This window comes from Anabaena sp. EIM26 (assembly GCF_057568715.1).
Genome location: NZ_CM172472.1, coordinates 929,603 through 950,372 on the forward strand (window position 1 = coordinate 929,603; position 20,770 = coordinate 950,372).

Below are 20,770 nucleotides of genomic sequence, written 5' to 3' on the forward strand. Positions count from 1 at the left end.
TCTGAGGCTTTATTTCAAAATGGAAACAAGTAATTCTGATGATAAATTTAGGGATACAGATATAGCCGTTATTGGTATGTCTTGTCGGTTTCCAGGGGCAAAAAATGTTGCTCAATTCTGGGATAATTTAGTGAATGGGGTAGAGTCTATATCTCAACTTTCTCAGGAAACTCTCGCAGCATCTGGTATATCTTCATCATTATTTAGCAAAGATAATTATGTCAAATCTAGACCTGTTTTAGAAGATATAGAATTTTTTGATGCTGCCTTTTTTGGTTATAATCCAGCAGAAGCAGAGTTAATTGATCCGCAACAACGGATATTTTTAGAAACTGCTTGGGAAGCGATAGAAGATTCTGGTTATGTAACAGAGAATTATCAGGGATTAATTGGTGTTTATGCAGGGGGAATTTTTAATAATTATTCACTAGGAAAAATTTCTCAAGAGAATTATATAGATGACCATGAAATGGGAAATTTATTACTAGCAAATGATAAAGATTATTTGCCTACAAAAGTTTGTTATAAATTAAATTTAAAAGGCCCAGGAATTAATATTCAAACTGCTTGTTCTACCTCATTAGTAGCGACCCATTTAGCCTGCCAAAGTTTACTCAATTATGAAGTAGATATTGCCTTAGCGGGTGCAATTGCCATCAGTTTGCCACATAAAGCGGGTTATTTTTATCAAGAGGGTGGCATCCTTTCCCCAGACGGTCACTGTCGAGCCTTTGATGCCAAAGCCCAGGGAACACTGTTTGGTAGTGGAGTTGGCATTGTAGTTTTAAAGCGGTTAGAAGAAGCCTTGAGAGATGGCGATCGCATTCATGCAGTGATCAAAGGCTCGGCTATTAATAATGATGGCTCATTAAAAGTCAGTTATACAGCACCTAGTGTAGAAGGACAGGCAGAGGTAATTGCTGAAGCCTTAGCGAATGCAGGGTTAAATCCAGAAACTATTAGTTATATTGAAGCTCACGGGACTGGGACTCCAATGGGAGATCCGATTGAAATTGCCGCTCTTACTAAAGCTTTTCGTGCTAGTACCCAAAATAAAGGTTACTGTGCCATTGGTTCAGTCAAAACTAATGTGGGACATCTGAATGCAGCTGCTGGGATAGCAGGTTTAATCAAAACCATCTTGGCACTCAAATACAAGATGATTCCCCCTAGTTTGCATTTTGAGCAACCTAATCCGCAAATTGATTTTGCCAATAGTCCCTTCTACGTCAATAGCAAACTATCAGCATGGAACACTGAGGATAGTCCTCGTCGCGCTGGTGTGAGTTCTTTTGGTGTTGGTGGTACGAATGCCCATATTGTTTTAGAAGAAGCTCCTGAACCAGCAATGCCAGGAAAATCACGCCCTTGGCAGTTGCTAGTTATCTCCGCTAAAACTGCTACAGCCGTTGATACAGCCACCGCTAATCTGGCTGAATATTTAGAACAGCATCAAGAACTCAACTTGGCTGATATTGCTTACACCCTGAGTATTGGTCGTCAAGCCTTTAGCGATCGCTGTATAGTAGTATCTCAAAACCTGGACGCAGCCGTCAAAGCACTTAAATCAAAAGATTCCTCAACAGTGTTCAGCCAATTTCAGGCATCACAAGAACGGCCAGTTATCTTCATGTTCCCAGGTCAGGGTACGCAATATGTGAACATGACCAAAGAACTCTACCAAGTGGAACCCACATTTCGTCAGCATATTGATATCTGCTGTGAACTGCTCCAACCTGATTTAGGAATTGATCTGCGTCAAGTTCTCTATGCCGAAAAATCCCCAGAAATAGGATTATTTGTGATTGAATATGCTTTAGCTCAATTATGGATATCCTGGGGAATACACCCTGTAGCCATGATTGGGTATGGGATGGGAGAATATGTTGCTGCAACTTTAGCCGGAGTATTTTCCCTGAAAGACGCTTTAAAATTAGTCGCAAATAGGGAAAAAATCGCCGAAATTCACCTGCAACCACCACAAATTCCCTACATCTCTAATTTGACTGGAACTTGGATAACTACCCAAGAAGCAACAAATCCCGATTACTGGTCAAAACATTTAGGGAAAGGTGTCAATTTTCACGCAGGTTTACAAGAGTTATGCCAACAACCGGGACAAATTCTGCTGGAGGTAGGCATAGGAAATACTTTGAGTACCTTAGTCAAACAGCATCCGGCTAAATCTGCTCAACAAGTGGTGCTATCTTCAGTAGGCGAGGATCAATCAGCAGCCGCATCTTTACTGAATACCTTAGGTCAGTTATGGTTAGCTGGGGCATCCGTAGACTGGTCAGGATTTTATGCTCATGAACGCCGTCAGCGTCTGCCTTTGCCTACTTATCCCTTTGAGCGTCAGCGTTATTGGATTGAACCGCAAACACCAATATCAAAGGTGAAAAAGTCAGATATTGCTGATTGGTTTTATTTACCTTTATGGAAACAATCTATACTGACAACCCAGTATGAAGAGTTAGCACCACAGCAGTCTAGCTATTTGGTTTTTTTGGATGAATGCGGCTTGGGTTGGCAATTAGTAGAACGACTACAACAGCAAGGTCACGATGTAATCACAGTTCAAATTGGAACGGAATTTGACAAATTAAGCGACCAAGGGTTACGTGCATATACCCTCAATCCTGAACAAAGTCATGGTTATCAAGCGTTAATCAATGAACTGAAAGATCAAAATAAGCTGCCCAATAAGATCGTGCATTTATGGAGTGTTACACCAGATACTAATACCAATCTAGAATTAGAAATCAGCGAAAAAATTCAAAATTTAGGCTTTTACAGCCTGCTCTTTCTCACACAGGCATTAACAAAACATAACCTAGTCAATGAGGTACAAATTTTAGTTGTAGCTAACAACTTATATGATGTCAATGGAGAAGAAATTTTATGCCCAGCAAAAGCAACTTTATTAGGAACTATTAATGTCATTCCTCAAGAATATGCAAATATCATCTGTCGCAGCATTGATATTAGCTTACCCATTTCTCCACAACTGACTAACCAAATATTTACAGAAATTACAACTCAATCTGATGACCGATTTATTGCTTATAGAAAAAATCATCGTTGGGTGCAAATTTTTGAAAAAATTCAATTAAAAACTCATTCTAGACCAATACATAAATTAAGGCAAGGAGGAGTATATCTAATTACCGGAGGACTTGGGAAAATTGGATTAGTTATAGCCGAATATTTAGCTAAAACTGTACAAGCAAAACTCATTTTAATCGGTCGTTCGGCTTTTCCATCCAAACATGAGTGGAGGCAATGGCTAACAACTCACGACGCTCAAGATAGTATCAGCTGCAAAATTCAAAAACTTCAGGAACTTGAAGAAATGGGATCTGAAGTTTTAGTTATCAATGCTGATGTAGCCAACCTTGATGATATGCAAAAACTGTTCTACCAAATTGCTAATCAATTTGCTCAACTTCATGGCGTAATTCATGCTGCTGGAAATTTTGGAGAAACTTTTTCGAGTGCTATTGGCAAGATAGATAAAACCATTTGTCAACAGCAGCTATCACCTAAAGTCAATGGACTTTTGGTATTAAAAAAAGTTTTGCAGGGACACAAACTTGATTTTTGCTTATTATTATCTTCGCTCTCTTCAATTTTAGGAGGGTTAGGTTATGTGGCCTATTCAGCCGCTAATATATTCATGGATACTTTTGCCCATCAATATGCTGATAGCAACTCCATTCCTTGGCTCAGTGTCAATTGGGACACATGGAAAGTGAGAGATGACAGTCAAATAGGGGGAACTTTAGCAGAATTTACCATGTTACCTGAAGAAGGAATTCAGGCTTTTCAACGGATTTTATCTGGTGGAGATTTTCCTCAAATTATTGTCTCAACTGGAGATTTACAAACTAGAATTAAGCGCTGGATGCAACAAGATTTTTCGACAGTAGAGCATTATTACAAAATAAATAATTCACAGTCACTCCATGCCAGAGCAAATCTGCAAAATGCTTATGTTGCTCCCAGAAATGAAATTGAACAAACACTGGCTGATATTTGGCAAGAACTGTTGGGAATAGAGAAAGTAGGTATATATGACAACTTTTTTGAGATAGGCGCACATTCTTTACTAGCGACTCAAGTTATTTCTCGACTGCGGCAAAAACTCCAAATCAATTTGCCTGCAAACAGTATATATGAAACACCTACTATAGCAGATATATCACTATACATAGAGAATCAGCGCTTACTTAGTCAAACACTCCAGCTAGGGGCAAATTCTATATTTGGCGATCGGGAGGAAGGAATATTATGAAAAATATTAATCAGTTATTATCTGAATGTGTTCGTTTAGACGTTAAACTCTGGGTTCAGGGTCATGAGTTACGTTATAGTGTCCCGAAACAAGTAATTTCTTTGGAATTTTTAGCTCAGATACGCGAGCATAAAGCCGAAATAATTCAATTTTTGGAAACCACGAACTTAGCCCACAGTTCCCATCTAGAGTCTATTCAACCTGTACCACGGGATACAGAAATACCTCTATCTTTTGCCCAGCAAAGAATTTGGTTAATTAGCCAAATTGAAGACACAAATGCAACTTATAACTTATCTGGCACATTAAAAATTAGCGGTGCGCTGCAAGTTCCTATCCTCGAACAAAGCATTAGGGAAATCATCCAACGTCATGAAATCCTGCGTACTACCTTGGGGAATATCAACGGACAAGGAATCCAGGTTATTTCACCAACTGTCAATTTTACCTTGCCATTGCTAGACAGGCGATCGCTCTCCCAAGGCAACCAAATAGAAAAAATAGAGCAACTAATTATCCAAGAAGCTCGGCGACCTTTTGACCTAGCCAAAGATTTATTATGGCGATGCACATTATTACAACTAGGACAAACTGAGTATTTATTGCAGATTGTCATGCACCACACAATATCAGATGGGTGGTCATTAGGAGTATTTTTTCGAGAACTAAACGCTATTTATACAGCCTTGAGCCAAGGAAAAAACCCATCATTGGCAAAGTTAACCATCCAGTACGCAGACTTTGCGGCTTGGCAAAGACAGCAACTGCAAGGAGAATATCTAGCACAACAACTATCCTACTGGAAACAGCAATTACAAGGAGCGAACACATTCTTACAATTGCCGAGCGATCGACCACGACCACCATTACAAACCTTTATCGGCAAAAGCCAATCCTTCACCTTAGACCACAATCTCACCAGCGCACTTCAAACTCTAGCGCAAAACACCGGAGTTACCCTGTTTATGTTGCTGTTGGCAGGATTTAACACCTTACTGCACCGCTACACCCAGCAAACAGATATCCTCGTCGGCTCACCCATTGCCAACCGCAATCATAGGCAAAGCGAAGGTTTAATAGGTTGTTTTGTCAATACCTTATTAATGCGGACTGATTTATCCGGTAATCCCAGCTTTCGGGAACTATTAAACCGAGTCCGGGCTATGGCATTAAGTGCTTATGCTCACCAAGACTTACCATTTGAAAAGCTAGTAGAGGAATTACAACCGACACGAGACTTAAGTTACTCGCCATTGTTTCAAGTGATGTTTATCCTGCAAAATGCTTTTGATACCAAGGATATTCACCTTGGGGATTTAATTGTCCAGTCTTCACGGGTAGATACTCACACCTCACAGTTTGATTTGACAATGGAATTCACCCAACAAGACTCGGGTTTGGTCGGTAGAGTCGAGTACAAAACAGACCTATTTGATGAGCAGACAATCGCTCGACTCATCGCGCATTTTCAGACTTTATTCGCTGGCATTGTCGCTCATCCTGACCAATGTTTATCTGATTTACCTTTACTAACTCCCGTAGAATATCTGCAATTGCAGCAGTGGAATCAAACTCAAATAGATTATCCCCAACAAACTTGTATTCATCAGTTATTTGAACAGCAAGTAGAACGAACACCAGATGCAGTTGCATTGGTCTTTGAAAATGAGCAATTAACCTATAGAGAACTCAATACCAAAGCCAATCAGTTAGCACATTATTTACAAAAACTGGGTGTCAAACCAGAAACATTAGTCGGTATTTGTGTAGAACGTTCCCTGGAAATGGTTGTGGGACTGTTGGCTATTCTCAAAGCCGGAGGAGCTTATGTTCCCTTAGATCCTGCCTATCCCCCAGAGCGGATTGCCTTCATGTTGGCAGATGCCCAAGTTCCCATTTTACTCACTCAAGCATCACTACTAAACACACTACCCATTCATTCAGCCCAAGTTATTTGTTTGGATACAGACTGGGATAAAATCACCCTTCACAGTCCACACAATCCCACTAGCAATGTTACTAGTGAAAACTTAATTTACATTATCTATACCTCCGGCTCCACAGGTAAACCCAAGGGGACAATGAACACCCATAAAGGGCTGTGTAATCGTTTGTTGTGGATGCAAGAAACCTATCAATTAACACCACAAGACCGAGTTTTACAAAAGACTCCTTTCAGTTTTGATGTTTCAGTTTGGGAGTTTTTCTGGACATTAATCACCGGAGCAAAATTGGTTATTGCTCAACCGGGAGGACATCAAGATAGCGCCTATTTAGTTCAATTAATTGCTCAAGAGCAAATCACAACGGTGCATTTTGTACCTTCGATGCTGCAAGTATTTTTAGACGAGTCAGGGTTAGAAACTTGTAGTTTTCTAAAACGGGTAATTTGTAGTGGAGAAGCTTTATCTAAAACTTTACAAGACCGCTTTTTTGCCCGTTTGAATGCTGAATTACATAACTTATATGGACCGACAGAAGCAGCAATTGATGTAACTTTTTGGCAATGTCAGCCTCATAGTCAATTGCCATTTGTGCCTATTGGTCGCCCCATTAGCAATACCCAAATTTATATTCTCGATGCTCAAGGAAAACCTACTCCTGTGGGTGTACCTGGGGAATTACATATTGGTGGGGTTGGACTGGCTAGAGGTTATTTAAATCGTCCAGATTTGACCAAAGAGAAATTTATTCCCAATCCTTTTAGTGAGGAATTAGATAGTCGTCTTTATAAAACTGGTGATCTGGCTCGATATTTATCTAATGGTGAGATTGAATATATTGGTCGTGTTGATTATCAAGTTAAAATTCGCGGTTTTCGGATTGAATTAGGAGAAATTGAATCAGTTCTTAGTCAATATCCAGATGTGCGAGAATCTGTAGTTATAGTTCACTCAGATGAAGCAGATTTTCAACGTTTGGTAGCATATCTAGTTCCCCACTCCGAACAAGAGTTAATAATTGCTCAATTGCGGCATTTTTTAGAATTGAGACTGCCAGATTACATGATACCCAATGCGTTTGTCACTCTTGAGGCATTACCATTAACACCTAATGGCAAAGTTAACCGCAAAGCTTTACCTATACCCGATACATTTCTCAGAAATAGTGAAGTTGTTTTTGTTCCACCACGTACATCTATAGAGGAAATATTGGCTGCTACCTATGTCGATGTTTTAAAACTAGAAAAAGTCAGCATTCATGACAACTTTTTTGCTTTGGGAGGACATTCTCTATTAGCAACCAAGGTTATTTCTCGGTTGCGTGAGGCATTCAAACTGGAGTTGCCGTTACGGAGTTTGTTTGAGCGACCAACTATAGCTAGTTTAGCAGAACGGATAGAAACAATGCGTTTAGCTCTCACCCAAGTTTCGCGGTCTTCCTCTATTATGCAGCCAGGTCGAAAGGAAATTGAATTATGAAAACTATTGATGAATTTTTATCTTATCTTTATAGTTTGGACGTAACACTTTGGGTAGAAGATCAACGATTACGTTGTAATGCTCCAGAGGAAGTATTGACACCAAGCCTCAGCAGTCAGATTTCTGAACGCAAAGCCGAAATTTTGGAATTTCTAGCCCAAGCAGAATTAACTTTTAATTCACAAACTCAGTTTATTTTTCCCATTTCTCAAACCAAAAATATCTCCTTATCTTTTGCTCAACAACGGCTTTGGTTCATCGACCAAATGGAACAGAATAGTTCCTTTTACAACATACCTGCTGCGGTGCGTATGGTTGGTTTATTGAATTTACCTGCTTTTGAACAAAGCTGTAACGAAATCATCCGTCGTCATGAAGTGCTGCGTACTAATTTCCAGGCTTTAGACGGCCAGCCATTCCAGGTAATTAACCAATTTTCTCCCAGGGTGCTGCCAGTTGTAAATCTGCGAGATTTGAGTCAAGGGGAGCGAGAAATTGAAGTTTTACATTTAGCTAGTGAGGAAGCCCAAAAACCTTTTAATTTAGCTCAAGATCCACTGCTGCGAATTACTATTTTGTATCTAGATGAGGCTGAGTATGTAGTGCTGTTGACTATGCACCACATTATCTCTGATGCCTGGTCTATTGGGGTGTTTCTGAAGGAATTAAAGGACTTGTATACAGCTTTCTGTGATGGAAAACCCTCGCCACTTGCAGAATTATCTATCCAATATGCTGACTTTGCTAATTGGCAGCGTCAGTGGTTACAGGGTGATGTACTATCGGCTCAACTTACTTACTGGAAACAACAACTTGGCGGTAATTTACCAATATTACAATTGCCCACAGACCGCCCCCGTCCCAGAGTTCAGACTTTCCGGGGTGCGAGTAAATCTTTTTGTTTATCTTTTGAACTGACTGAAGCGCTGAAAGTTCTGAGTCAAAAGAAAGAAGTTACTCTTTTTATGACTCTGCTAACGGTATTTAAGGTCTTACTTTACCGTTACACTTCTCAAGTAGATTTATTGGTTGGTTCACCTATTGCTAACCGGAATCGGGTGGAAATTGAAGGATTGATTGGCTTTTTCGTCAATACTTTGGTGTTGCGTACTGACCTTTCTGGCAACCCAACTTTTTGGGAATTACTCGGTCGGGTGCGACAGGTGACTTGGGAAGCTTACGATCATCAAGATTTGCCTTTTGAAAAATTGATAGAGGAGTTACAACCTGAGCGGGATTTGAGCTACAATCCTCTGTTTCAGACGATGTTTGTGTTACAAAATACCCCTGATTTAGATATCAGACTTCCCCATTTAACTATTACTCCTTTACCCCAAACAAACTCTACTGCTAAGTTAGATCTAATTCTAGATATGCGTGAAACTTCCGCCGGATTGACGGGGGTATTTGAATACAATACAGATTTGTTTGATGATGTCACTATTTCCCGCATGGTGGAACATTTTCAAACTTTGGTTTTGGGTATTGTTCATGATCCAGAACAGCGAATTGGGGAATTACCTTTACTGACGATATCTGAACAGCATCAGTTGTTGGTGGAGTGGAATGATACGCAAACCGATTATCCACCAGATTTGTGCTTCCATGAGTTATTTGCAGCCCAAGTTGCACAAACTCCAGATGCAGTTGCAGTGGTTTTTGGGGAGCAATATTTAACTTATCGGCAGTTAAATCAACGGGCTAATCAACTGGGACAATACTTGCAAAAGCTGGGTGTAGTACCTGAGACTATTGTGGGAATTTGTGTAGAGCGATCGCTAGAAATGATCGTAGCATTATTGGGAATTCTCAAAGCTGGTGGGGCTTATCTACCCTTAGATCCAGCATACCCCCAAGAACGCTTGGCTTTCATGTTGTCAGATTCCCAAATCCCGATTTTATTGACAACTCAGAATTTAGTTACCAGACTACCTGATTATTCAGGACAAATAATTTCCTTAGATGCAAACTGGGAAAAAATTAGTCAATACAGTGATGAAAACCCAGTAAGTAACGTCATAACCAAAAACCTAGCTTATCTAATTTACACCTCTGGTTCTACGGGAAATCCCAAGGGTGTGTTGGTTAATCATGAGGGATTAGTAAACTTAACCCAAGACAAAATTCGCGCTTGTCGTGTCAAACCTGATAGTCGCGTCCTCCAGTTTTTCTCTTTCAGTTTTGATGCTTCTATCCCCGAAATAGTTATGGCGCTTGGTTCTGGTGCAGCCCTCCACTTGGCAACGCCAGAGGAGTTACAACCAGGAATACCCTTAATGCGGTTATTGCGTGAACAAGCTATCACCCATATCACCATACTGCCATCAGCACTAGCAGCTTTAACGCCTGAAGATTTACCAGCGTTGCAAATGGTGTTAGTAGGGGGAGAAGCGCCTTCTGTAGAAATGATTGAACAATGGTCAAAGGGGCGACTATTTATTAACGCCTATGGCCCCACTGAAACGACGGTAAACGCCAGTATGGTGGAATGTGGTAATGGGGGTCAAATATCGCCTACTATTCGTCCTGCTGCCAATAAGCAGTTGTATATTTTAGATAGCCAACATCAACTTGTCCCTGTGGGAGTTGTGGGTGAAGTATACATTGGTGGAGTTGGTTTGGCACGGGGTTATCTCAACCTTTCCGAAAAAACTGCGGAAGTTTTCATTTCTAACCCTTTTAATCATCAACCAGGTAGCCGTCTTTACAAAACTGGGGATTTAGGTTGTTATCTCAAAGATGGTAACATCAAGCTTCTTGGTCGTGTCGATCATCAAGTTAAAATTCGTGGTTTTCGCATTGAACTGGGAGAGGTTGAAGTGTTGCTTTCCCAACACCCAGCAGTCCGAGAAACTGTGGTTGTAGTTCAGGATCATCTTAGTGAAAAACGTCTGGTGGCTTATGTTGTTCCTGAGTCAAAAACTATTCCTACTACCAGTGATTTACGCCGCTTCATTGAAAAAACTTTGCCCAAGTATATGGTTCCTGCGGTTTTCGTAATCTTGCCAAGTTTACCATTGAATCCTAATGGTAAAGTAGACCGTCGGGCATTACCAGTACCTGAGACGATTCGACCTGAGTTAGATGCAGTGTATGTTGCTCCTCGTACCCCAATAGAGTCGATTTTAGCTGAAATTTTTGCTCAGGTGCTTCGGGTTGAACAGGTGGGTGTTGATGATGATTTCTTTGAGTTGGGAGGACATTCATTACTGGCAACACAATTAATTGCTCGGTTGTTCAAGGCTTTTCAGGTAGAGTTAACGGTGATTGATCTGTTTGAAGTGCCGACTGTGGCAGGTTTGGCTGAACGGATTGAAAATATCCAAATTAGGGGTATTGTACCTAAAGATAGCGGTAAAACTTTAGCACTGCTGAGGGCTGATGCTGTTTTAGATTCGACAATTTATCCTCCAAATGTAGTTACCCAAAACTGTGAAGTTAATTCTATTTTATTAACTGGAGGAACGGGTTTTCTGGGGGCTTTTTTACTGTATGAACTCCTGCAACAAACATCGGCAGTTATTTATTGTTTAGTGCGGGGTAAAGATCGGGAGTCAGCTAGGGAAAAGCTACAAAAATGCTTGGAGTCTTATTTACTTGGGGATGAAGATTATAGTCATCGAGTTATTCCTGTGCTTGGAGATTTATCACAGCCTTTTTTGGGTGTTGGTGAAGCAGAGTTTCACAAGATGGCTGAGTGCATTGATGTGATTTATCATAATGGCGCTTGGGTAAATCATGCTTCTCCTTACTCGTTACTGAAGACTACCAATGTTTTGGGAACTCAAGAAGTTTTGAGGTTAGCTTGTGAGGTGAAAACTAAACCTGTTCATTTCATGTCTGCTACCAGCGTTTTCTCTGCGGTGGGTGATGCTGGTGTGAAAGTAGTCCGAGAAGAGGATGATATTGATGATGGCCAGTTGCCTTTGGGTGGCTATAACCAAAGTAAATGGGTTGCTGAAAAATTAGTGACTGAAGCTGGTTTGCGGGGTCTTCCTGTTTGTATTTATCGACTGGGACGCATATCAGGACACAGCCAAACGGGTGTGTTTAATGTCAATGACTTTTTGTACAGGTTAATTATCGGTTGTGTGCAGTTAGGGAGTATTCCAGATCAGGGAATGATGCTGCTGGATATAATTCCGGTAGATTATACCAGTCAGGCTATTGTGCATTTATCAAAGCAATCAGCGTCCTGGAATCAGGCTTTTCACTTCGTTCATCCTCAACCTGTTTGTTCAAGTGTACTATTTGAAAAAATGCGATCGCTTGGATACTCTATTCAGCAAGTTTGTTACGACCAATGGCATACACAACTACTGAATATAGCCGAAAATTCACCCGAACACGCTTTATATCCCTTGGTTTCACTTTTTCCCAGCAGATTCTCTCCAGCTAAAACCACGGATAACACGGTTTTAAAATTTGATTGTCAAAATACACTCGATGGACTTACAGGTACATCTATTACCTGTCCACCTATTGATGAAAGGTTGCTAAATACCTACATCTCATATCTCATTGATCATGGTTTTCTCGCTTCTATATCGGTTCATTAGAATTTAGATATTTTTTGTCTCACGCTCCAGATGCAATGAGAAATCAATTGTTTGTTTTTTATCTAACTTCACTTAAGGAATATATTTGATGAATTCACAAATGCGCTACACAGATTACGACCCCTGGGCTTGGTTATATGACGAATCGGAAGCACATCTATCCTCTCGTCGATTGCTCCCAAAACTGAAACAATTAGTCTTACCACATCTTCCTGTAGAAGGACAAATTCTCGACCTTTGTTGTGGTACTGGACAATTAACACAAACACTAATTCTCAAGGGTTATCGACTCACTGGACTGGATGGCTCAGAAAAAATGTTGAACTATGCTCGCAAGAATGCACCTAATGCTAAATTCATTTTAGGTGATGCCCGCTTATTTGAATTACCAAATACCTTTGATGCAGTTATTTGTACTGATTCGGCTCTTAATCATATCATGAGTCTTGAAGAACTTAAATCTGTTTTCCACAATGTATATGCAGCCATGAAGGAAAACACCATATTCTTTTTTGATTTAGGTTTAGAAAACCGATATCGTAATATACCCGTTAATGATGGTGAACTTCAAGAGAATTATGCTTGGAGCGTTGGCGAAACCTATAATTCTGAAACTAAAACAGGTACGTTCACTATCACCGTTTTTCAAAAAAAACATGGTCAATTAGATAAAAATTCTACACTCATTGACTCAATTGTACAGCAGACAAAACGCTCTGTTTACAATAACTTTTTGCGTTTTGTAAAACCTTCATTATTATTACAAATACTAGCTAATCAATGGGAGCATTATGACATTACTTTTTCTGTGCATCCCTATTCTCAAGCAGAAATAAAATCAGCATTATCAGAAGTTGGTTTTACCAATATTAAAGTTTATAACTATTTTGGTTTTGCCAGTGAGAAAGAGAATAAATATGGCTATTTTGTGGCTCATAAATCTAAAGCATTGATAAATCAATAGTTTCAGGATGATTTCAACTTTGATACTAGAATTTTTTCACTTTAAATAACCACAAGGATAGTACTATGATGCAAGTAGAAACACAAAACCTGCAACAGCAACATTTGGCAGCATTAATTGAGCGTTACACTAAACGAACAAAAACTTCAAAGCAGATGGGACAAGCCTATCGTTCGGTACTAGCTGATCCCAGAGTTCCCGAATGGTTTAATTTGTCCACAAAAGAAATGTGTTATTTAACTGTTGGCACAAAAGCTAAAGGTTCTCGCATTTGGGATATTGATGGCAATGAATATGTAGATATAATCATGGGATTTGGCTCCAATCTTTTGGGTCATAATCCAACGTTTATTCAAGCAGCAATTATAGAGCAACTGGAGAAAGGAATACCCCTAGGACCCCAATCTGAACTAGTTGGGGAATTAGCTCAATTAATTAGTGAAATAACAGGGATGGAGAGGGTAGCTTTTAGTAACACAGGTACAGAAGCTGTAATGACAGCAATTCGTTTGGCTAGAGCGGCTACAAAGCGTAGCAAAATTGCTATCTTTTCCGGTGCTTATCATGGTCATTTTGATGGCACTCTAGCTCAAGCCCAAACTCCTGAAAATTCTCATGCAGTACCTGTAGCACCTGGAGTTTTGCCAGGTATGATTGAAGATGTCTTGATTTTAGATTATGGGAGTTCTCAGTCATTAGAGATTATCAAAGCTTATCAAGATGAATTAGCAGCTGTCTTGGTTGAACCTGTACAAACACGCCGTCCAGATTTACAGCCTAAAGAATTTCTACAACAACTCAGACAACTAACACAAAAATCAGGAATAACTTTAATTTTTGATGAGATGATAACTGGTTTCCGCTTGCATTTGGGCGGCGCTCAGGCTTGGTTTGGTGTAGAGGCAGATATAGCAACTTACGGTAAAGTTGTTGGTGGGGGAATGCCGATTGGTGTGATTGCTGGCAAAGCTATTTACATGGATAAAATTGATGGTGGTATGTGGAATTATGGCGATGCTTCTTTCCCAGAAGTAGAAAGGACATTTTTTGCTGGTACTCACTGTAAGCATCCATTATCTATAGCTGCGGCCAGAGCAGTTCTTAACTATTTAAAATTGCAAGGATCTTCTTTACAAGCAGAATTAAATCAACGCACTACACAATATGTAGAACGACTAAATATCTTTTTTGCAGCTAAACATTTACCTATCCGTATGGCTAATTTTGGCTCATTTTTTGGACCATTTTTTTTAGCAGAATTTTCAGGTGCAGAAATTTCCTCTTTTATGGGGGGTCTGAATTTATTACGCTATCACCTATTTGATAGAGGAGTTTTGCTGCGAGGTGAGGGCGGGGGTTTCTTATCCACATCTCATACAGATGAAGATGTTGATTATATTGTGCAGGCAATGAAAGATAGCATCAATGAAATCCAATCAGCAGGGTTTTTCCCCTAAGAGGTTGTTTTAAAAGTTTCTGGCTGTGACGTTAGGCACTTATTGATCTCCCCTAACCCTTAACAAAGGGGAGCTCAAAGTTTTTGATACATTACTTTCTGGTGTGATATTTGCGTAAGTCCTAACTCAGTCCTTTTTCCGGTCAATAGGGCTATCAATGCATCAACCCTAATATAAATTCTGCCCTGATATGACCAAAAATAATTTTTCTGTCCAACTACATTTACTTGTTCCTTGGGATTTACCAATTGAGCAGGAACTCAATGAAGTTGATAAAATTAAGTTATACGCAGCACTTAATCAGTTGTTACTGGCTCTCAAACAACCTGGAGTTCAAGAAGCACTTATTACTGTTAATCAAGCATTGGCAAACTTGGAAATAACAAATGTAATTACAGCAGAGATATCTTCTACAGAGACTTCCTTAAAAACTGTTGAGGTGGAAGACTTTGATAATTATTTTGGTGTGAAGCATATACAAACTCAGGAACCTGCTATCTGTCTGGTGAGGAGTTTACTTTTAGCGTATAGAAATTTTCTGGAACTCAGTCAAAATTTTGATGATTTCGACCCTATTCATATAGAAATGCAAAAGAAAGGATTTGAAACTTATACATATTTGTTATCAAGAGTTTTTAGTTTATGTCTGGAGAAAATTTCATGATTGATATTAAAAATCATCCGCAACAAATTTGGGAAGGATTTCATTGGTCATTTTTTATTAATACTCAAGGTTTGATTATTTGTTTGAGTCGGTTTGAAATGAATCTGGCATTAGGCAATATTCCAGAGGCACAAATTGAGTTAGAAACGGCGGCTGAATTGATGATGGCATCAGGGGCAGCGATGGAGCTTGCTGGCAGTTTTAGTAGAAAAGAGTATGAAAGTCAAGTCCGTCCGACAATGGCTCCTCCTTATGTTCAATCTAATGATTTTAGTGGACTTATGTCTTGGGAGCATTCTTGGTTGGTGAAGATATGGAAAAGACTCCGACCGGTGTTTGAACGATTACCCGCTGATCTTGAGCCTCAACACCACAAATTAGTCGCTGCTTATTTTAGTTTGGCCAAGTCCCATAAAGCTGTTTGTGAGAAATTTGGTGGTGGTGAAGCTGGTAGCTTAAGATGTGACAATAGTACTGCTGCGGATGTATTAGATAGATTTTCTCAAAATCGCTGGCGGTTGATTGATCCGAATTTTAAAGTATCTGCTGGTTGTCCGTTCCATCAACATGAAAAAGCAAATTAATCAGTATTTTGAAATTGATGCTAGAAAAAGAAAGTTTGAAATTACTGTTTGAGGCACTTGAGGAATTGGAATTGGGTTTTCAAGGAATGCCGGAATTCGATTCTCCATGCCAATTAGATGCTATACGGACTGTTTTGTTGGCAGTGGCGACGCGGATGCATGATAACTTTCCCTATCCTCATCCATTATATGTGGGACAAATGCTAAAACCGCCTCATCCTATGGCTCGTTTGGCTTATATGCTGTCAATGTGGATTAATCCGAATAATCATGCGTTAGATGGAGGACGAGCTAGTACTTTCATGGAAAAAGAGGCGGTTAAGGAAATTGCTCAGATGTTTGGATGGGAAACTCATCTGGGACATCTTTGTGGTGGTGGAACGATCGCTAATTTGGAAGCTTTATGGGTGTCTGGAAAGGTCAAGCCTGGTTTAAAAATTGTCGCTTCCCAGCAATCACACTATACACATGAACGAATTTGTGGGGTGTTGGGTCTGCCTTTTGCGGCTGTTAAGAGCGATCGCTTTGGTCGAATGGATGTTAATGCTCTGGAAACTCTACTCCAAGCTGGTGATATTGGTACTGTTGTGGTCACAATGGGTACTACTGCAACTGGGGCTGTTGACCCTCTACCAGCTATTTTGAAGTTGCGATCGCATTACGATTTTCGCATCCATGCTGATGCTGCCTATGGTGGTTATTTTACTTTGGCAAATAACCTCGCTGATGCCACTAGAACTGCTTTTAATTGTCTGTCTGAGGTTGATTCTCTGGTAATTGACCCTCATAAACATGGTCTTCAACCCTACGGTTGTGGTTGTGTGATTTTCTCCGACCCCACTGTAGGGGCTTTTTATAAACATGAGTGTCCTTTTACTTATTTCACTTCAGATGAGTTGCATCTAGGGGAAATTAGCTTGGAATGTTCTCGACCTGGGGCTGCGGCTGTGGCACTTTGGGCTACACAGCGTTTGCTTCCTTATACTAGGGAAGGAGAATTTGCGACTGAACTGAGTAAATCGAGAACGGCTGCACTAGCTTTGCAGCAAAAAATTCAAGCTGATGGCAGATTTGTTATACCCTTCGCACCAGAACTAGATATCCTAGTTTGGACTCCCAGAGCGAAGAGTGCTAGTGTTGCTTCCCAAATGGCGAAAGATATTTTTACTGAAGCAGCTAAAAAAAATCTGCATTTAGCGATCGCTCATCTTCCCATAGAATTTTTTATTGATGCCCATCCAGAAATTGAGCCTGACCAAGACCACCTGACTTGTCTGCGTTCATGCTTAATCAAACCAGAACACCTTGACTGGGTAGAGGATATCTGGCAATTATTGCAGCAGGTAAACAACCAAATACTAACTCCTGAACTTCTGACTCCGAACTCCTGACTCCTGACTCCTGCCTCCTAACTCCTAATACTCCTCAAGAAACACCAGCATCATGATCAGGCAGAATATCTTCCGCATTCCGCAGTTTTGGAAAAAAATAACCGCCAATCCCAACTGACACAACACATAATGAAGTAATTACATACAAAAAAGCCATACCACTACCAGTTTCTGTACCAAATATGGGACTCAATGTAGATGCTAAAATTCCGCCTGGTTTCATCGCTGGTTCAAAAACTTTGTCAGCTAGTGGGCCAGCAATTAAACTAGCAACTGTACCAATAATCATGCCCATTGTATGGTCAGCAGCAAAAACCCGCCCTTGGATACTTGGCTCAACTTTGGCATACCAGATAGCACTACTGGAACTAAATAACAGGGGAAGGTTGAGCGCAGAACAAAAACTAGTACCAATCCAAATTAATGGTATTTGACCTATACCTAATAAAATTTTGCTCAAGCCAGTACCAATAAAACCCAGCAGCATCCCGTTAATTCGCCGCTTAAATCCTCCCCAAATACTTAAAAATGAGCCGCCAACCACGCCACCCACTCCAGCCGCAGTCATAACCACACCTAAAATCTCGGTGTTACCACCTGTACGGGCGAGAATCATGGGTTGAAAGATAGTTTCCGCTAATTGGTGAGCGAACCAAAAAAGCGAGAATGCGATCGTCATACCAGATAAACTAGGTCGTGACAGGATGTAGCGAAAACCAAATGCTAACTGTTGCCAAATTGTTTCCTCTGCTTTAGTGCTTGTCTCTGTACTAGCAGGTTGAGGTATGGAGAGCAAAATAACTGTTACTGTGGCAGTGGCAAAGGTAGCAATATCAATAATAATAATGCCTAATAAACCGATGGATGGATAAAGACTACCAGCTAAGGCTGGAGCAAAAATTGCTGAAGCATGAACAACCAAGGTAATCATACTACTAGCACGAGAGTAATGCTGTTTTGGAACCAGCAAAGGAATAGAAGCAGAATAGGCCAGATTTTGGATATGTCCAAAGCAACCAGATATGGCAACTAGCAAGTAAAGATGCCAAATTTGTAAATTGTTAGTAGCGTAGAGCAATCCAATAATGATGGTACAGAGAATGGCGATGGTGTCGCCCAAAATTATTAGATATTTACGGCGATAACGGTCTACGAGAACTCCAGCAAATAAAGAGACAAATATGAGTGGGAGTTGGTAAAAGAAACTAAATAAGGCTATAGTTGTCGCCTCTCCAGTTAATTGCCAAACCCAAATAGTCAGAGCAAAGCGAGTCATGGCGCTGCCGATCGCAGAGACGATCTGACCGCACCAAATAATCATGAAGGTACGCACGGCAAATATAGAGAATGGGCTACTAATCAGGCAGGGGGCAAGAATTAAACACTAATGGTTTGTATCCAGCTGTTTGTGAAATGGTATTACACAGTAATCAGTTGCTTAATGGCATACTGTTTCACAGCTTCTAAAGGTTGTTCTTCGCCAGAATTAAAAGCGGTCATTACTTGACCACAAGTTTCCACTCTTGCTAAATAACTACCTTGGCTGCTGTGATCTGGAGAGGTGAAATCAATGCGAACTTCTGCCCAATCTGCATTTCCCTCATCGTTTGTTGTATCTTGAGCTAATACTTGACCAGATTTGTGATATCCAAGCCATTCCCAGCCATGCTGCATCCAAATCTCGCGCTCGACTATTTGCTCAAATTTTGTCATTCCTGACCAACCCCGATAAAACTGACGCAGTTGTTTAACTGGGGTGTTACGCCAAACTAAGGCATCTAAAATATCTGGTTCAATATGTCCCCAAAATTGTCCTGTGGGCAGGTCAAACAGAGTCGGTGCAAATTGATGACCACTAATGTGAGAACAGCGCCAGACTCGCAAATTTCCAGCAGATGCAGTGGCATACTCCTGGCGTAGCTTTTGATAAATAGGATAGCCGAACCGAGAGCAAGCAACGTCTACATTCCCGTGGGTACAAACCAGAATTTCACGAATGTGATTTTGAGGCTGTTGGTATGGTTGAAATTGATCTAGGTTATTGGGGTGTTCTAAAAAACCGGTAGTAAACTGACCGATGTGACTTTCAGGGATCAAAAATTCTTGCTTTTCAAACTCAGCAAAATTTGTTGTAGGGCGTTTGTAAAGTAGAGCGCGGACATATCCGGGGATAGAATACTCTCGGTCAGGTGCGATCGCAATTGGCATAACTGGGATGTGCCGATTTTCCACTTCATGAAATAAATCGTGAATTGGGCTGAGAATTGGATCGCTGTGCAAGCGTTCTTCCGTCCAGGGTAGTGTGGCTTCCACAACTAACCAAGTATCGGCTGTATTCGCTGTACCAATAGGGTCTTCACCGTTATTTTTGGAAACAACAGAGCAAAATTGACAATCGGATAAGAGTTTTGGAGTTGTCATTTTCCTGGTGGGTTGAGTAGTTGTTTTTGTAGTTCATTGAGGTAAAGTTCCGTACCAATTGTCCCTGGCAATCCTAGACAAAGATAACCGGGGATGAAATATACTCGACCCTCCTTACTCGCTGTCATAGATTGAGCGATCGCATTTTCTGACCACTGTTGCTTGAGCTTTTTCACTTGAGGATCAAAGTAATTCTGACCACTGATCTGATGAAAATCGCTAAAGTTAGCTCCTAGCAAGATAATTAAGTCTGCATCGTTGAATTGGGGCAACGTTTCTATAGAAAGTGGCGGGGGGAGACTCTCATTTGACTGAGCCAAACTTTTAGGAAGTAGCGATTGAAATCCCAGATTAGCAACCAGAGAAGTACAAAAACTCTTAGTATTGGGAAAACGCAGTTGTTGCTGAAGCGACTGACCCGCAGAGACTAGAATCAGCACTTGAGGATGAGCCGCAACAATGGGAGAGAATGCTTTCTTGGCAATAGCTAATCGCTGGTCATTATTAGCTAGTATTTGTTCTGCCTGAGCGGAACGTCCTAAAACTTGAGCAATTAATCGCAGATTAGATTTCGCGTCAAACCATTTTAATAACAGCGTTGGTGCGATTTTGGAGAGCATTTCATACTGAGTTGTGTTAGCTTCAGTACCTAAAATTAAATCAGGTTTAATTTTAAGTAATGCCTCAATAGAAGGACTGTAAGCAAGACCTACATTAATTGGCTGACCAGTTATTCGCTCTCCCAAATAGGGAATTTGTTGACTAGGATTGTTATAGTCACCCTGATGAAATGGAAGTTGGTCAGCAAATCCTGCTGGCTGAACATCAAGAGCAAGTAAAAGTTCCAGGATATATGGGCCAAATACCACAATTTTTTGAGGGCGATCGCAAATCTTGGTTTCCCCCATTTCATGTTTAATAACTTGACATTCACTTGGGGAAGAAAACTGTTTGTTGGCAGAATGTTGAACAACCTGATTCCCACAGGCTGTAATCATGTAAGTGGTAATCATA

At 40.4% G+C, this 20,770-nt stretch carries 11 protein-coding genes; 8 read left to right on the plus strand and 3 right to left on the minus strand.

From position 1 onward, the window contains the following. Window positions 1-19 precede the first annotated feature (19 nt). From AC012T_RS03910 to AC012T_RS03945, 8 genes are all read left to right on the plus strand, one after another. Window positions 20-4,294 (plus strand): type I polyketide synthase, encoded by a 4,275-nt coding sequence (locus AC012T_RS03910; RefSeq protein ID WP_487063281.1) that lies wholly within the window; start codon window positions 20-22, stop codon window positions 4,292-4,294. Next, a complete protein-coding gene (locus AC012T_RS03915) occupies window positions 4,291-7,716 on the plus strand; it encodes a non-ribosomal peptide synthetase (RefSeq protein ID WP_487063283.1) in 3,426 nt (1,141 codons plus the stop codon). The genes AC012T_RS03910 and AC012T_RS03915 overlap by 4 nt, the downstream gene beginning before the upstream one ends. Further along, on the plus strand, window positions 7,713-12,275 hold the full coding sequence (locus tag AC012T_RS03920; protein WP_487063285.1) for an amino acid adenylation domain-containing protein: 4,563 nt from the start codon (window positions 7,713-7,715) through the stop codon (window positions 12,273-12,275). The genes AC012T_RS03915 and AC012T_RS03920 overlap by 4 nt, the downstream gene beginning before the upstream one ends. Window positions 12,276-12,363: 88 nt before the next feature. After that, a complete protein-coding gene (locus tag AC012T_RS03925) occupies window positions 12,364-13,239 on the plus strand; it encodes a class I SAM-dependent DNA methyltransferase (protein WP_487063287.1) in 876 nt (291 codons plus the stop codon). Window positions 13,240-13,307: 68 nt separating this feature from the next. Further along, window positions 13,308-14,696 carry an aspartate aminotransferase family protein gene (locus tag AC012T_RS03930; RefSeq protein WP_487066426.1) on the plus strand — a complete coding sequence of 463 codons (1,389 nt, stop codon included), beginning with the start codon at window positions 13,308-13,310 and terminating at the stop codon, window positions 14,694-14,696. A 190-nt stretch (window positions 14,697-14,886) separates the two neighbouring features. Then, window positions 14,887-15,360, plus strand: a complete 474-nt coding sequence (locus AC012T_RS03935) for a hypothetical protein (protein WP_487063289.1) — start codon at window positions 14,887-14,889, stop codon at window positions 15,358-15,360. Next, window positions 15,357-15,944 carry a siderophore biosynthesis protein gene (locus AC012T_RS03940; RefSeq protein ID WP_487063291.1) on the plus strand — a complete coding sequence of 196 codons (588 nt, stop codon included), beginning with the start codon at window positions 15,357-15,359 and terminating at the stop codon, window positions 15,942-15,944. Before AC012T_RS03935 ends, AC012T_RS03940 begins: the two co-directional genes overlap by 4 nt. 17 nt (window positions 15,945-15,961) lie before the next feature. Further along, window positions 15,962-17,335 (plus strand): pyridoxal phosphate-dependent decarboxylase family protein, encoded by a 1,374-nt coding sequence (locus AC012T_RS03945; protein ID WP_487063293.1) that lies wholly within the window; start codon window positions 15,962-15,964, stop codon window positions 17,333-17,335. 34 nt (window positions 17,336-17,369) lie between these two features. Here the strand turns inward: AC012T_RS03945 and AC012T_RS03950 are convergent, their stop codons facing one another. From AC012T_RS03950 to AC012T_RS03960, 3 genes are all read right to left on the minus strand, one after another. Then, window positions 17,370-18,656 carry an MFS transporter gene (locus AC012T_RS03950; RefSeq protein WP_487063295.1) on the minus strand — a complete coding sequence of 429 codons (1,287 nt, stop codon included), beginning with the start codon at window positions 18,654-18,656 and terminating at the stop codon, window positions 17,370-17,372. Window positions 18,657-18,754: 98 nt separating this feature from the next. Next, the gene (locus tag AC012T_RS03955; protein WP_487063297.1) at window positions 18,755-19,756 is read right to left on the minus strand and encodes a ferredoxin family protein; all 1,002 of its coding nucleotides are present in this window, start codon (window positions 19,754-19,756) and stop codon (window positions 18,755-18,757) included. After that, entirely contained in the window at window positions 19,753-20,769 is a 1,017-nt protein-coding gene (locus AC012T_RS03960; protein WP_487063299.1) for an ABC transporter substrate-binding protein, read from the minus strand. The genes AC012T_RS03955 and AC012T_RS03960 overlap by 4 nt, the downstream gene beginning before the upstream one ends. Window position 20,770: the final 1 nt, after the last annotated feature.